General features: G+C 72.5%; 12 protein-coding genes. 11 read left to right on the top strand and 1 reads right to left on the bottom strand.

The window, feature by feature from the left end; all coding sequences use genetic code 11:
* Positions 1-6 precede the first annotated feature (6 nt).
* Positions 7-780, top strand: coding sequence for an imidazole glycerol phosphate synthase subunit HisF (gene hisF, locus IEY30_RS17810; RefSeq protein WP_030201961.1), 774 nt, complete (start codon positions 7-9; stop codon positions 778-780).
* 53 nt (positions 781-833) lie between these two features.
* Here hisF and IEY30_RS17805 read toward each other — a convergent pair whose 3' ends face one another.
* Positions 834-1,475, bottom strand: coding sequence for a TIGR03085 family metal-binding protein (locus IEY30_RS17805; RefSeq protein WP_030201964.1), 642 nt, complete (start codon positions 1,473-1,475; stop codon positions 834-836).
* 75 nt (positions 1,476-1,550) lie between these two features.
* Here IEY30_RS17805 and IEY30_RS17800 point away from each other — a divergent pair, with 75 nt between their 5' ends.
* The 10 genes from IEY30_RS17800 to lgt all read left to right on the top strand — a co-directional run bounded on the left by IEY30_RS17800 (position 1,551) and on the right by lgt (position 13,483).
* Positions 1,551-4,505 (top strand): GNAT family N-acetyltransferase, encoded by a 2,955-nt coding sequence (locus IEY30_RS17800; RefSeq protein ID WP_081920621.1) that lies wholly within the window; start codon positions 1,551-1,553, stop codon positions 4,503-4,505.
* The gene (locus IEY30_RS17795) at positions 4,502-6,313 is read left to right on the top strand and encodes an ABC transporter ATP-binding protein (protein ID WP_030201971.1); all 1,812 of its coding nucleotides are present in this window, start codon (positions 4,502-4,504) and stop codon (positions 6,311-6,313) included. The genes IEY30_RS17800 and IEY30_RS17795 overlap by 4 nt, the downstream gene beginning before the upstream one ends.
* Positions 6,314-6,483: 170 nt before the next feature.
* Complete coding sequence (gene hisI / locus IEY30_RS17790; RefSeq protein WP_081920622.1) at positions 6,484-6,882, top strand: phosphoribosyl-AMP cyclohydrolase; 399 nt, start codon at positions 6,484-6,486, stop codon at positions 6,880-6,882.
* 116 nt (positions 6,883-6,998) lie between these two features.
* On the top strand, positions 6,999-8,582 hold the full coding sequence (locus IEY30_RS17785) for an anthranilate synthase component I (RefSeq protein WP_030201976.1): 1,584 nt from the start codon (positions 6,999-7,001) through the stop codon (positions 8,580-8,582).
* Complete coding sequence (locus IEY30_RS17780) at positions 8,579-9,175, top strand: Trp biosynthesis-associated membrane protein (RefSeq protein ID WP_030201979.1); 597 nt, start codon at positions 8,579-8,581, stop codon at positions 9,173-9,175. Before IEY30_RS17785 ends, IEY30_RS17780 begins: the two co-directional genes overlap by 4 nt.
* A gap of 58 nt (positions 9,176-9,233) precedes the next feature.
* On the top strand, positions 9,234-9,503 hold the full coding sequence (locus IEY30_RS17775; protein ID WP_043417258.1) for an HGxxPAAW family protein: 270 nt from the start codon (positions 9,234-9,236) through the stop codon (positions 9,501-9,503).
* Positions 9,504-9,508: 5 nt separating this feature from the next.
* Positions 9,509-10,336 (top strand): indole-3-glycerol phosphate synthase TrpC, encoded by an 828-nt coding sequence (gene trpC / locus IEY30_RS17770; RefSeq protein WP_043417260.1) that lies wholly within the window; start codon positions 9,509-9,511, stop codon positions 10,334-10,336.
* A gap of 2 nt (positions 10,337-10,338) precedes the next feature.
* A complete protein-coding gene (trpB, locus tag IEY30_RS17765; protein ID WP_030201989.1) occupies positions 10,339-11,598 on the top strand; it encodes a tryptophan synthase subunit beta in 1,260 nt (419 codons plus the stop codon).
* A complete protein-coding gene (trpA, locus tag IEY30_RS17760; protein WP_030201992.1) occupies positions 11,595-12,395 on the top strand; it encodes a tryptophan synthase subunit alpha in 801 nt (266 codons plus the stop codon). Before trpB ends, trpA begins: the two co-directional genes overlap by 4 nt.
* Positions 12,392-13,483 carry a prolipoprotein diacylglyceryl transferase gene (gene lgt, locus IEY30_RS17755; protein ID WP_030201995.1) on the top strand — a complete coding sequence of 364 codons (1,092 nt, stop codon included), beginning with the start codon at positions 12,392-12,394 and terminating at the stop codon, positions 13,481-13,483. The genes trpA and lgt overlap by 4 nt, the downstream gene beginning before the upstream one ends.
* Positions 13,484-13,681: the final 198 nt, after the last annotated feature.

The raw sequence follows: 13,681 nt of genomic DNA, 5'->3' as shown, positions 1-13,681 counted from the left end.
TGTCGTATGCCGGTCGCCACGAGAGTCATTGCCTGCCTGGACGTCGACGCGGGTCGGGTCGTCAAGGGCGTCAACTTCGAGAACCTCCGCGACGCGGGTGACCCCGTCGAGCTCGCCAAGCTCTACGACGAGCAGGGCGTCGACGAGCTGACCTTCCTCGACGTCACGGCGAGCAGCGGCGACCGGGAGACCACCTACGACGTGGTGCGCCGCACCGCCGAGCAGGTCTTCATCCCGCTCACCGTCGGCGGCGGTGTGCGCTCCGTCGACGACGTCGACCGGCTGCTGCGTGCCGGTGCCGACAAGGTCGGCGTCAACACCGCGGCGATCGCCCGGCCCGAGCTCATCGCCGAGATCGCGAGCCGGTTCGGCGCCCAGGTGCTCGTCCTGTCCGCCGACGTCCGCCGCCGTCTCGGCGACGACGGGAGGCCGACCGACGACTTCGTCATGACGACGCACGGCGGTCGCACGCCGGTCGACCTCGACGCCGTCGAGTGGTGCGCGCGAGCCGCCGAGCTCGGTGCCGGTGAGATCCTGCTCAACTCGATGGACGCCGACGGCACCAAGGACGGCTTCGACCTCGAGCTGATCCGACGGGTCCGCGCCGCGGTGTCGGTGCCCGTCATCGCGAGCGGTGGCGCCGGACGGGTCGAGCACTTCGCGCCGGCGGTCGAGGCCGGCGCCGACGCCGTGCTCGCCGCGAGCGTCTTCCACTTCCGGGAGCTCACGGTCGGCGAGGTGAAGGACGCGCTGCGCGCGGCCGGGATCACCGTTCGCTGAGCCGGGGCGCATCGGGCGCATCGGGGCTCGTCGGCCTCAGCGGCCCGCGCGTCTCAGCTGATGCCGAGCTCGGCCTGCTGCAGCGCGGCGATGTCGTCGGCGTCGCCCTCGAGCTCGACCCGGGCCACGTCCTTGCGGCCGTAGGCGTAGAGCACGAGCTCTGCCGGCGTGCCGCGCAGGATGACGGTGCCGTGCTGGTCGGGCAGCTTCGCGGCATACCGGCCCTGGCCCTCCCCGATGAGGACGATGCCGGTGGCGGACTTGCGGAACATCAGGCGGGCGGAACGCCTGAGCGCCGACCACAGCTTGGCCTGGAGCGCCGCGGGCAGGTCGCGGGGCTCCCAGTCGGCCTGCGCCCGGCGCACGTCCTCGTGGTGCACGAAGTACTCGACGAGGTTGGTCAGCTCGTCGACCTTCGGGTGCGACATAGGGTTCCACGCGGGGGCGCCCTGACGGACGCGCCCGACGAGGGCGCTGTAGTCGCCTTGCGCCATGCGGTGCTGCTCGCGCTCGAGGCGTGCGTGGAGGAACGGCAGGATCGTGCCGACGGCGAGGTCCGGGCGTCCCTCCCGGATGACGAGGTGCGCCGCGAGGTCGCGCGTGTCCCAGCCCTCGCACAGGGTCGGCCGGTCGGGGCCGAGCCGGTCGAGCTCGTCGCAGAGCAGCAGGCGTTCGGACTGGGCGTGGCGCGTCATGGCCTCATCCTCTCAGGACGCCCGCCCGTTCGAATTCGGTGGCCCACCAGGGCAGGCGGTCCCTAGGGTCGGACGGTGATCGAGCTCGTGCGCCCCACCACCGACCTGTCCGACTCGTGGTGGGCGATGGTCGACGACTTCGGCGACGAGACCATCCACGGGTCGAGCTACCGTCCGGGCGACCGCGACGCCCTGCGCGACCCGGAGGTCTTCGAGGAGTGGGTCGACTGGCTCGGGCGGATGGAGCGGCCGGACGAGGCCCTGCCCGAAGGCCGGGTGCCGTCGTCGAACCGGTGGATCGTCCGTGACGAGCGGGTCGTCGGCACCATCGCCGTGCGCCATGCCCTGACGCCCTCGCTCGTCGCCGAGGGCGGTCACATCGGGTATGCCGTGTCGCCGGGTGCGCGGCGGCAGGGCGTCGCCCGCGAGGCGCTCGGTCTCGCCCTCGCGCTGGCCGCGGCCCGGGGCATCGACCCGGTGCTCGTGACGTGCGACGTCGACAACGTCGGGTCGGCCCGCACCATCGCCTCCGCCGGTGGGGTCGTCGAGGACGAGCGCGACGGGGTGCTGCGGCACTGGGTGCCCACCGGCGCGCCCGCCCGGCCGATCGGCGCGGGACCCATCGAGACCCGCGAGGCCCGGCTCGTCCCCATCACGCCCGAGGAGGCCGCGGCGATGCGCGCCGGGGTGCGCCGGGCCGACTGGGCCGAGGGCTACCCGCGCGAGGACGACCTCGACGCCGTCGGGATGGTGACCTCTGGTCCGGACGCGTGGTCGCCCCGCCACGTCGTCCGCCGGAGCGACGGGCTCGCCGTCGGGTCGATCGGCTGCTTCGGGCCGCCGGAGGACGGCGTCGTCGAGGTCGGGTACGGCTTGGTGGAGTCCGCCCGGGGAGGCGGCCTCATGACGGACGTGCTCTCCGCGATGGTGCGCTCCCTCGAGGCGGCCGGGTTGAGAGTCGTGGCCCACACGGACCCGACAACGTCCCGAGCCAGCGGGTCCTGGCGCGGTTGGGCTTCCGCCGGGTGGAGGAGGCCGAAGCCGACGCCGGCGCGGAATGGCTCTGGGCGCGGGGGCCGGTCCGCGGCGCGGTCTCCGAGACGTGAGAGGCTGGGGGGTCGTCCGGAGACGGCACCAGCACGCACGCCAGCAGGGGAGCAGCACACCGTGAACGTCCCGACCACCTCGACCCTGCGGGAGGGTCTCGCCGTCATCGGCCGGGGCATCAAGGGCCAGCCGCGCTGGTTCTCGGTCGCCGTGCTCGGCAGCGTCGTCTACGGCGTCATGACGAGCCTGACGGCCGCCGCGATCGGCTACGTCGTCCGTGAGGCCGTCTCGCCGGCCATCGCCGCCCGCCACGTCACGGCCTCCCAGCTGTGGTTCATCGGCGGGGTCATGGCGTCCGTCGTGCTGACGACGACCGTCGGTGTCATCGGGCGCCGCATCGCCGGCGGCGTCGCGATGTACAACCTCGGCGCGATGTACCGGCGCCAGGTCACGCGTCAGTACCTCCGCCTTCCACTCAGCTGGCACCACCGTCACCCGTCGGGACAGCTGCTCTCCAACGCGAACGCCGACGTCGAGGCGACGTGGAACATCTTCGCCCCGCTGCCGATGGCGCTCGGCGTCGTCGTCATGCTCGTCTTCGGCATCGTCCAGATGGTCGTCGTCGACCCGTGGCTCGCGCTCGTCGGGCTCACCGTCTTCCCGATGCTCTTCCTCGCCAACGTCGCCTTCCAGCGCGCGATGTCCCCGCGCGTCACCCGGGCCCAGCAGCTGCGGGCCGACGTCTCCGAGGTGGCCCACGAGAGCTTCGAGGCCGCCCTCATCGTCAAGTCGCTCGGCCGTGAGGACCACGAGGCCGAGCGCTTCCGCGCCGTGACGCACGAGCTGCGCGACGCCAACATCGAGGTCGGGCGCACCCGCGGCCGCTTCGACCCCGCCATCGAGGCCATCCCCACGGTCGGCACGCTCGCGGTGCTCTTCGTCGGGACCCTGCGCGTGAGCAACGGTCTGCTGTCCGCGGCCGAGGTCGTGCAGATCGCCTATCTCTTCTCGATCCTCGCCTTCCCGGTGCGGGCGCTCGGCTGGGTGCTGGCCGAGCTGCCGCGCGCCGTCGTCGGCTGGAACCGCGTGTCGGCCGTGCTCGACGCGACGGGCAGCATGACCTACGGCGAGCGCTCGCTGCCGACCGGCCACGCCAGCCACCTGCAGGCCGAGCGACTCGCGTACGCCTACGAGATCGAGTCCGAGCCCGGCGAGGTGGACCGGAACCCGGCCGTCGTCGACGTCACCCTCGACGTGGCGCCGGGTGCGACCGTGGCCGTCGTCGGGCCCACCGGCAGCGGCAAGTCGACCCTGACCAACCTCGTCATGCGGCTCGTCGACCCCGACAGCGGAGCCGTCCTCGTCGACGACATCGACCTGCGCGAGGTGCGCCGCGGTGGCGTGAGCGACGTCGCGGCCCTCGTCGCGCAGCAGACGTTCATGTTCGACGACAGCGTGCGCGGCAACATCACCCTCGGACTCGAGCACGACGACGAGAGCGTGTGGCGTGCCCTCGACGTCGCCCAGGGCGCCGGGTTCGTCGAGAAGCTGCCCGACGGCCTCGACACCCACGTCGGCGAGCGCGGAGCGAGCCTCTCGGGCGGTCAACGGCAACGAATCGCACTGGCACGCGCGGTGATCCGTGAGCCGCAGCTGCTCATCCTCGACGACGCCACGTCGGCGGTCGACCCCAGCGTCGAGCAGGCCATCCTCGGCCGGCTGCGCGAGGCGAGCAGCGGCACGACCGTCCTCGTCGTCGCCTACCGGATGGCCACCATCCTGCTCGCCGACGAGGTCGTATACCTCGAGGGCGGTCGCGTCGTCGACCACGGCTCCCACGCCCAGCTGCTGGGACGGTGCGTCGGCTACGAGCGGCTCGTCACGGCATACGCCCGCGAAGCCGCCGAGCGCGAGGCCATCGCGGCCGACGAGGAGCTCGGCGACGGGCACGGCACCGACGCGGCCGAGGAGGTCTCCCGATGAGCATGCGGTCCCAGGTCCTCGTCGAGCACCACGGGGTGGCGACGGGCAAGGAGATGACGACGTGGCAGACGCTGCGTCGCGGCGTCGAGCTCTCGCCCGAGCTGCGCAAGGGCATCTGGGTCACGGTGCTGCTCGCCGTGCTGTCGACGCTCGGACGGGTGCTCGTGCCCTTCGTCGTCCAGCGCATCACCGACGACGGCATCCTCGCCGCGTCCGGACCCGACACCCGGGTGGTGGCCGTCTACATCGGCATCGCACTCGTCGGTGTGGTCGTCACCGCCTTCTCGGCCTATCTCGTCAACGTCCGGCTCTTCCGCACGTCGGAGAACGGCCTGGCGACGTTGCGCCTCAAGGCATTCCGTCACATCCACGACCTCGCGATGCTGACCCAGAACACCGAGCGCCGTGGCTCGCTCGTCTCGCGCGTGACCTCCGACGTCGACACGATCTCGATGTTCGTGCAGTTCGGCGGGCTCATGCTGATGATCAACATCGCGCAGATCTCGCTCGCAACCGTGCTCATGGTGATCTACAGCCCGCTGCTCGGGCTCGTCGTGTGGCTCTGCTTCGTGCCGTTGTTCGTCATCATCCGCAAGTTCCAGGGCATCGTCGGCCGCGCCTACACCCGGGTGCGTGAGCGCGTCGGCGACATGCTCGGCGCCATCTCCGAGGCCGTCGTCGGTGCCCAGGCGATCCGTGCCTACGGCGTCGAGGACCGCACGGCCGAGCGCATCGACGCCGCCGTCGAGGCCCACCGCAAGGCCGCCATCGGTGCCCAGGCGCGCTCTGTCGTCGCGTTCACGTCCGGCCAGCTCGTCTCCGGCCTGACGACCGCGGTCGTCCTCGTCGTCGGCACCGTGCTCGCAGCCCGGGGGAGCCTCACGCTCGGCGAGCTGCTGGCCTTCCTCTTCCTCGTCAACCTCTTCACGCAGCCCGTGCAGCAGGCCACCGAGATCCTCAACGAGATGCAGAACGCCGTGGCCGGCTGGCGCCGCGTCATCGGCATCATCGACACCCCCGCCGACGTCTCCGACCCGGGCGAGTCCGGCGTGACGCTGCCGCGCGGGCCGATCACGGTGCAGTTCAACGAGGTCGGCTTCGCCTACCCCGGTGGCGCGCCCGTGCTCCACGACATCGACCTCACCATCGCGCCGCGCAGCCGCGTGGCCATCGTCGGCGAGACCGGCTCCGGCAAGTCCACGCTGGCCAAGCTGCTCACCCGGCTCATGGACTCGAGCAGCGGCCAGGTGCTGCTCGACGGCGTCGACCTACGCACGATCCGCTTCTCCTCGTTGCGGTCCCGCGTCGTGCTCGTGCCGCAGGAGGGCTTCCTCTTCGACGGCACGCTGCTCGAGAACATCCGGTTCGGTCGGCCCGAGGCGAGCGAAGACGACGTGCGGCTCACCCTCACCGAGCTCGGCCTCGACGCCTGGGTGTCGACGCTGCCGCTGGGCCTGGGGACCGACGTCGGCCAGCGCGGCGAGTCGCTGTCCGCGGGGGAGCGGCAGCTCGTGGCCCTCGCCCGCGCCTACCTCGCCGACCCCGACCTGCTCGTCCTCGACGAGGCGACGTCCGCCGTCGACCCGAGCACCGAGGTGCGCCTGCAGCGCGCCCTCGACTCGCTGACCCGGGGTCGCACGTCGATCGCCATCGCGCACCGGCTCTCGACGGCCCAGGCCGCCGACGAGGTCATCGTCGTCGACGCCGGTCGCATCGTGGAGCGGGGCCACCACAGCGAGCTCGTCCGTCTCGGCGGCGTCTACTCCCGGTTGCACGACTCGTGGGTGGCCCAGCAGCAGGCCGTCTGACCCGCACCCCGCTTCGGCACCGAACACCGCGTTCGGTGCCGAACGCGGTGTTAAAGCAGTGAGTTCGCGACCGAACGCTGCGTTCGACGAGGTGGTGGGTGCGAGGTGGTGGCTGGGTGGCGGTTCGGCCGCGGTGTGAACCACGGCCGAGGTCCGGGCAGAATGTCCCGGTGACCGACAGCATCGACGAGACACCCGACCCCGCGACGCTCGACCCGCAGATCGCAGGGCTGCTCAAGCGCGACGCCCAGGGACTCGTCGCCGCGGTCGTGCAGCAGCACGACACGGGTGATGTGCTCATGGTCGGCTGGATGGACGACGAGGCTCTGCGCCGCACCCTGACCGAGGGACGGGTCACCTTCTGGTCGCGCAGCCGTCAGGAGTACTGGCGCAAGGGCGACACGAGCGGGCACTCGCAGTGGGTCAAGGGCGTGCGCCTCGACTGCGACGGCGACGCCCTGCTCGTCAGCGTCGACCAGGTGGGTGCCGCCTGCCACACCGGCGACCGCACCTGCTTCGACGCCCGGGTCCTGCCCGCCGCCATCGGCGAGCCGACCACCGCCCCCTGACAGCTGTTGATGACGGGGCCGTTCGTGGCCTCTCGACGGTGAGGCGGGGCCGTTCGTGGCCTCTCGACGGGTGAGGCGGGGACACGGCACACGAGCGCGTGGGCCAGAATGGCTCGGTGCCCGACTCGAACACCTCGCTCGCCCCTGCGTCCGCGCCGCACGCCGACCTCGCGTGGGGCCGCACGTGGCCGAGCCTCGAGGTCTTCACCGAGCTCGCGCTGGAGCGTCGCCGCGTCATCCCGGTCGTACGCCGCGTGCTGGCCGACGCCGAGACGCCCGTCGGCGTCTACCGCAAGCTCGCCAAGGACGCGCCCGGCACCTTCCTGCTCGAGTCCGCGGAGCACGGGGGAGTGTGGTCGCGATACTCGATCGTCGGCGCCCGCAGCGCTGCGACGCTGACCGAGAAGGACGGCCGCGTCCACTGGATCGGCGAGCCGCCGGTCGGCCTGCCCACCGAGGGTGACCCGACGCAGGCGGTCCGTGACACCGTCGCGGCCCTGGCCACCCCGCGCACGCCCGGGCTGCCGCCCCTGACCGGCGGCCTCGTCGGCGCGATCACCTACGACGCCGTGCGCCGGTGGGAGAGCGTGCCCGACGGCGGCCGCGACGAGCTCGACCTGCCCGAGGTCGCGATGATGCTCGCCACCGACCTCGCCGTCTTCGACCACAGCGACGGCTCGCTGCTGCTCATCGCCAACGCCGTCAACCACGACGCCACCGACGAGCGCATCGAGGACGCGTGGGCCGACGCGGTCAGCCGGCTCGACCGGATGACCGACGAGCTCGCCGCCCCGGCCCCGAGCACCGTCGCGACGATCGAGCCGATCGAGAGCCGCCCGACGAGCAGCCACACCCAGCCCGAGTTCGAGGAGATGGTCGAGGAGGCCAAGGAGGCGATCCGCGCCGGCGAGGCCTTCCAGATCGTCGTCTCGCAGCGCTTCACCGTGCCGTGCCGGGCCGACGCCCTCGACGTCTACCGGGCGCTCCGGGTCAGCAACCCCAGCCCCTACATGTACCTCCTGCGCCTGCCGCACCCTGACGGCTCGGCCTACGACATCGTCGGCTCGAGCCCCGAGGCCCTCATCAAGGTCACCGGGCGCCAGGCCATCACGCACCCGATCGCCGGATCGCGTCCCCGCGGCAAGAGCCCCGACCACGACGCTCACCTCGCCGAGGAGCTGCTCGGTGACGCCAAGGAGCGCGCCGAGCACCTCATGCTCGTCGACCTCGCGCGCAACGACCTGCAGCGCATCTGCCGGGCCGGCACCGTCGACACCGTCGACTTCATGTCGATCCGCCGCTACAGCCACATCATGCACATCGAGTCGACCGTCGTCGGCGACCTCCGCGACGACCAGAGCGCCTACGACGCGCTCGTCGCGACCTTTCCCGCCGGCACGCTGAGCGGGGCGCCAAAGCCGCGGGCCATGGCCCTCATCGACGCCTACGAGGGCCTGCGGCGCGGGCTCTACGGCGGCGTCGTCGGCTACCTCGACTTCGCCGGCGACCTCGACATGGCCATCGCGATCCGCACCGCGCTCATCAAGGACGGGCTCGCCCACGTGCAGGCCGGCGCCGGCATCGTCGCCGACTCGGTGCCGCACCTCGAGTACGAGGAGACGGTCAACAAGGCCGCGGCCGCCCTGCGCGCCGTCGCCGCGGCGGCCGGGCTGCGCCCGCTCGGAGAGCACCGCGCATGAGCTCGCCCACGGCTCTCGACAAGAAGCGCGCGGCGCTCGCCGTCCTCGTCCCGGCGACCCTGCTGCTCGGCCTCACCACACGGGTGTGGGCGAGCGGGGAGTCGCGGGACGTCCTCAGCCAGGCCGTCACCGAGGTCACCGGTGGCGCAGCCGCCCCGGGCGTCGTGGGCCTCACCGCCGTCTGCGTGGTGGCCCTCCTCGGGCTCATGACCGGCGGCCGCATCATTCGCGCGGTGGCCGCCGTCGTCATCGTGCTGGCCTCGCTCGGCGCCCTCGCGATGACGCTGCTCGTGGCCCTGCGACCGGTCGACACCGTGGCCGACGCGGTCGCGCGTGAGCTCGCTCGCACGACGGCCCCCGCCGCGACGGGAGCGAGCACCGGGTGGGTCTGGGCAGCGGTCGTCGTGGCGGCCCTGTTGGCCGTCGGCGCCGTCCTGACAGCCGTGTCGAGCCGCACGTGGGCCGGGCTGTCCGGACGCTACGAACGCGGCGACAAGCCGGCGAGCGGACCCCGGGGCGAGGTGCGCACCACGTGGGACGAGCTGTCCGAGGGGCGGGACCCGACCCTGCGCGACGCCCCCGACGAGACCTGACAGAATGAACGACGTCGGCCCGCACGAGAGTGGAGCCGATCGGACCAGAGAGGACGCCATGGAAGAGCAGCACGAGGACCACGGTCACAGCACGGCCGCCTGGACCGGGGTCGGGATCATCCTGCTCGGCACGGCCATCGCGTCGGTCGCCTTCGTCATCCCCAGCGTCGCGCTCGCCGTCGTGGGCGCCGTCATCATCGTCGCGGGCATCGTCGCGGGCAAGCTGCTCTCGATGGCCGGCTACGGCAGCAACGGCCACCACGCGCAGGGCGGCTCGATCGTCGACGCACCCGACGAGGTGGGTGCCCCGACCCTCGGCAAGAGCTGAGCGCAGTGACGACGGTTCTCGACGGGATCATCGGCGGCGTCCGCGAGGATCTCGGGCGCCGTCGTGCCGCACTGCCGTTGACCGAGCTCGAGGCACGGGCCGCCGCCGCGGCTCCCGCGCTCGACCCGATGCCCGGCATCCGCTCCGCCGAGGGGGTCGCCGTCATCGCCGAGGTCAAGCGCTCGAGCCCGAGCAAGGGAGCGCTCGCCGCCATCCCCGAGCCCGGCCTGCTGGCGAGGTCGTATGCCGCGGGCGGTGCGAGCGCCATCAGCGTCCTCACCGAGGAGCGCCGGTTCTCAGGCAGCCTCGCCGACCTCGACGAGGTGCGCGCCGCAGTGCGGACTCCCTTGCTGCGCAAGGACTTCATGGTCGAGCCGTACCAGGTGACCGAGGCCCGTGTACACGGCGCCGACCTCATCCTGCTCATCGTCGCGGCGCTCGACGACGTCCTGCTGCGCGACCTGCACGACCAGGCCCGCGAGCTCGGCATGACGGCGCTCATCGAGGTGCACGACGCCGCCGAGCTCGACCGGGCCCTGGCGCTCGACCCCGTCCTCGTGGGCGTCAACGCCCGCAACCTCAAGACCCTCGAGGTCGACCCCCGCACCGTGACCGACCTGCTTCCCCGCGTCCCCGAGGGCGTCGTCGGCGTGGCCGAGTCCGGGGTGGGTGGGCCGGCCGACGTGGCCGCCTACGTCCGTGCCGGCGCCGGCGCGGTGCTCGTCGGCGAGGCCCTCGTCAGGGACGGTGCCCCCGAGGCCGCGATCCGCGGCTTCATCGACGCCGCGACCGCGGTCCGGGCCCAGGCCCACCCCGGCGCGGCAGGAGAGTGAGCATGACCACGACATCCAACGTGCCGGCATACGGCCGCTTCGGCGGTTTCGGTGGACGCTACGTCCCCGAGGCCCTCATCCCCGCCCTCGAGCAGCTCGAGGAGGTCTGGCGCAAGGCCGTCGTGGACCCGGAGTTCGTCGGCGAGCTCGAGCGGCTGCACCGCACCTACACCGGCCGCCCCAGCCTCATCACCGAGGTGCCGCGCTTCGCCGAGCACTGCGGCGGCGCGCGGATCATCCTCAAGCGCGAGGACCTCAACCACACGGGCTCGCACAAGATCAACAACGTCCTCGGCCAGGCCCTGCTGACCAAGCGCATGGGCAAGACGCGCGTCATCGCCGAGACCGGTGCCGGCCAGCACGGCGTCGCCACGGCCACGGCCGCCGCCCTGCTCGGGCTCGAGTGCGTCGTCTACATGGGCCGCAAGGACACCGAGCGCCAGGCGCTCAACGTCGCGCGCATGCGGCTGCTCGGCGCCACGGTGGTGCCCGTCGACAACGGCAGCAAGACGCTCAAGGACGCCGTCAACGAGGCCTTCCGCGACTGGGTGGCCAACGTCGCCACGACGCACTACGTCCTCGGCACCGTGACCGGTCCGCACCCGTTCCCCGAGATGGTCCGCGACTTCCACCGCGTCATCGGCGTCGAGGCGCGCCAGCAGGTGCTCGACCTCGTCGGGCGCCTCCCCGACGCGGTGCTCGCCTGCGTCGGCGGCGGCTCCAACGCGATCGGGATCTTCCACCGGTTCATCGACGACCGTTCGGTCCGGCTCATCGGCTTCGAGGCCGGGGGCGAGGGCGTCGCGTCCGGCAAGCACGCCGCGCGCTTCTCGGCCGGCATCCCCGGCGTGCTCCACGGTGCGTTCACCTACGTCATGCAGGACGAGGACGGCCAGACCGTCGAGTCGCACAGCGTCTCGGCCGGGCTCGACTACCCCAGCGTCGGTCCCGAGCACGCCCACCTGCTCGAGTCGGGCCGGGCGGAGTACCGCCCCGTGACCGACGACGAGGCGATGGAGGCGTTCTCGCTGCTCTCGCGCACCGAGGGCATCCTTCCCGCCATCGAGAGCGCGCACGCCCTCGCGGGTGCGATCAAGGTCGGGCGCGAGCTCGGCCCCGACGCGGTCCTGCTCGTCAACCTGTCGGGACGCGGCGACAAGGACGTCCACACGGCCGCGGAGTGGTTCGGTCTCATCGACGGCGAGGGCGCGACGCGCCTGCCCGACGACGACGGCGCCAAGGGCATGGGGGTCCAGCAGTGAGCGTCGACTCCGTCTTCGAGAAGTGCCGCGCCGACGGCCGTCCGGCCCTCATCGGCTACCTCCCCGTGGGCTTCCCCTCGGTCGAGGGCTCGATCACCGCGATGAAGGTCCTCGTCGACTCCGGCGTCGACATCGTCGAGATCGGAGTCCCCTACAGCGACCCCGTCATGGACGGTCCCGTCATCCAGGACGCCGCCGTCCGGGCGCTGGCCGCCGGGGTGCACCTCACCGACATCTTCACCGCTGCCCGTGAGGTGTCCGACGCGGGTGCCGGTGCGCTCGTCATGACCTACTGGAACCCGGTGCTGCGCTACGGCGTGGAGCGGTTCGCCGCCGACCTCGCCGCCGCCGGGGGAGCCGGGCTCATCACGCCCGACCTCATCCCCGACGAGGCGGGCGACTGGATCGCCGCCGCGGACGCCCACGACCTCGACAAGGTCTTCCTCGTCGCGCCGAGCTCGACGCCGGAGCGCCTGTCCGCTGTGACGGCCCGGTGCCGCGGGTTCGTCTACGCGACCGCCGTCATGGGTGTCACCGGGGCGCGGGCCAGCGTCGGCGAGGCCGCCGACGCCCTCGTCTCGCGCACCCGCGAGCACACCGACCTGCCCGTCTGCGTCGGGCTCGGGGTCTCCACCGGCGACCAGGCCGCCGAGGTGGGTCGCTACGCCGACGGCGTCATCGTCGGCTCCGCCCTCGTGCGGTGCCTCACCGAGGCCGACTCCGAGGAGCAGGGGCTCGAGGCCCTCGGCGCGCTGGCCCGCGAGCTCGCCGACGGCGTCCGCCGGAGCCGCGCGTGAGCGTCCTGGCCGCCTTGCCCGGCGCGCTCCACGCCGCCCTCCCGGCCGAGATCCCGTCGCCGAGCGTCGGCGTCTGGCACCTCGGCCCGCTGCCGATCCGCGGCTACGCCATGTGCATCCTCGCCGGCATCGTCGTCGCCGTCTGGCTGACGCAGAAGCGCCTCGAGGCGCGCGGCCACCGCAAGGGCATCGCCATCGACATCTCCGCCTGGGCGGTGCCGTTCGGCATCGTCGGCGGCCGCATCTACCACCTCATCACCACGCCCCAGCCGTACTTCGGTCAGAACGGCGACCCGTGGAAGGCCTTCGCCATCTACGAGGGCGGCCTCGGCATCTGGGGCGCCGTCGCGCTCGGCGCCGTCGGCGCGTGGATCGGCTGCCGCAAGAACGGTGTCGCCTTCCGCGACTTCGTCGACGCCGCGGCGCCGGGCCTCGCGATCGCGCAGGCCATGGGTCGCTTCGGCAACTGGTTCAACAACGAGATCTACGGCGCGCCCACCGACGTGCCGTGGAAGCTGCGCATCTACGAGTGGGACACCTCGGCCGGCCGGGCGGTCGTCGACGCCACGGGCAACCCGATCGTCAAGGGCTACTTCCACCCCACCTTCCTCTACGAGGCGCTGTGGTGCCTGCTGCTCGCGGCCTTCCTCGTCTGGCTGGGCCGGCGCCGTCCGCTCAAGGCGGGGCAGGTCTTCGCCGCCTACGTCATGGGCTACCCGGTCGGGCGCATCGTCATCGAGAACATGCGCTCGGACTCCGCGAACGTCATCCTCGGCCAGCGGGTCAACACATGGGTCTCGATCCTCGTCTTCCTCCTCGGCGTCGTCCTGTGGCGCCGCTTCGGCCGGATGGAGCAGCCGGCCCTGCCGGCGACGGCCGAGGACTCGAAGGACACCGACGGCGCCGAGGCCACCGAGGCCCCCGATGCCGCCGAGGGTGACGAGTCTCACGACGCGGCCGAGGCCACGGCCGATGCTGCCGGGGCGAGCGAGCCCGAGGCCGGAGATTCTTCGGCCGTGGCGCCCGCCGACCGGCCGAACGCCACGGCGACCGGCGCGACGAAGGTGGAGCGTCCGACGCAGTCGTGACGCGTGCCGGCTCCGTCCCGACGCCGGGACGTGAGCACGACGTCTCAGGATGCGGAATCCGCCGTATCAACAGGTAGGACGAGCGGTCCCTCCGATATCGTCGTCGCAACGCCTGTGGCCAGTGCCGTCCACATGCCCTCAGTCATGTCGCCGGCCCGGTCGTGGTCGCCGCCTGGGACCCAGCAGAAGGACGGTGAA

Source organism: Terrabacter tumescens, from assembly GCF_014646815.1.
In the GTDB taxonomy this organism is placed as follows: domain Bacteria; phylum Actinomycetota; class Actinomycetes; order Actinomycetales; family Dermatophilaceae; genus Terrabacter; species Terrabacter tumescens.
This window is presented reverse-complemented; position numbering and strand designations above follow the sequence as displayed.

Excerpts from the sequence above, each read along its gene's own strand:
- hisF (WP_030201961.1), top strand. The coding sequence starts at position 7 with ATGCCGGTCGCCACGAGAGTCATTGCCTGCCTGGACGTCGACGCGGGT.
- IEY30_RS17805 (WP_030201964.1), bottom strand. The coding sequence starts at position 1,475 with ATGACGCGCCACGCCCAGTCCGAACGCCTGCTGCTCTGCGACGAGCTC.
- IEY30_RS17795 (WP_030201971.1), top strand. The coding sequence starts at position 4,502 with ATGAGCATGCGGTCCCAGGTCCTCGTCGAGCACCACGGGGTGGCGACG.
- IEY30_RS17780 (WP_030201979.1), top strand. The coding sequence starts at position 8,579 with ATGAGCTCGCCCACGGCTCTCGACAAGAAGCGCGCGGCGCTCGCCGTC.
- IEY30_RS17775 (WP_043417258.1), top strand. The coding sequence starts at position 9,234 with ATGGAAGAGCAGCACGAGGACCACGGTCACAGCACGGCCGCCTGGACC.
- trpB (WP_030201989.1), top strand. The coding sequence starts at position 10,339 with ATGACCACGACATCCAACGTGCCGGCATACGGCCGCTTCGGCGGTTTC.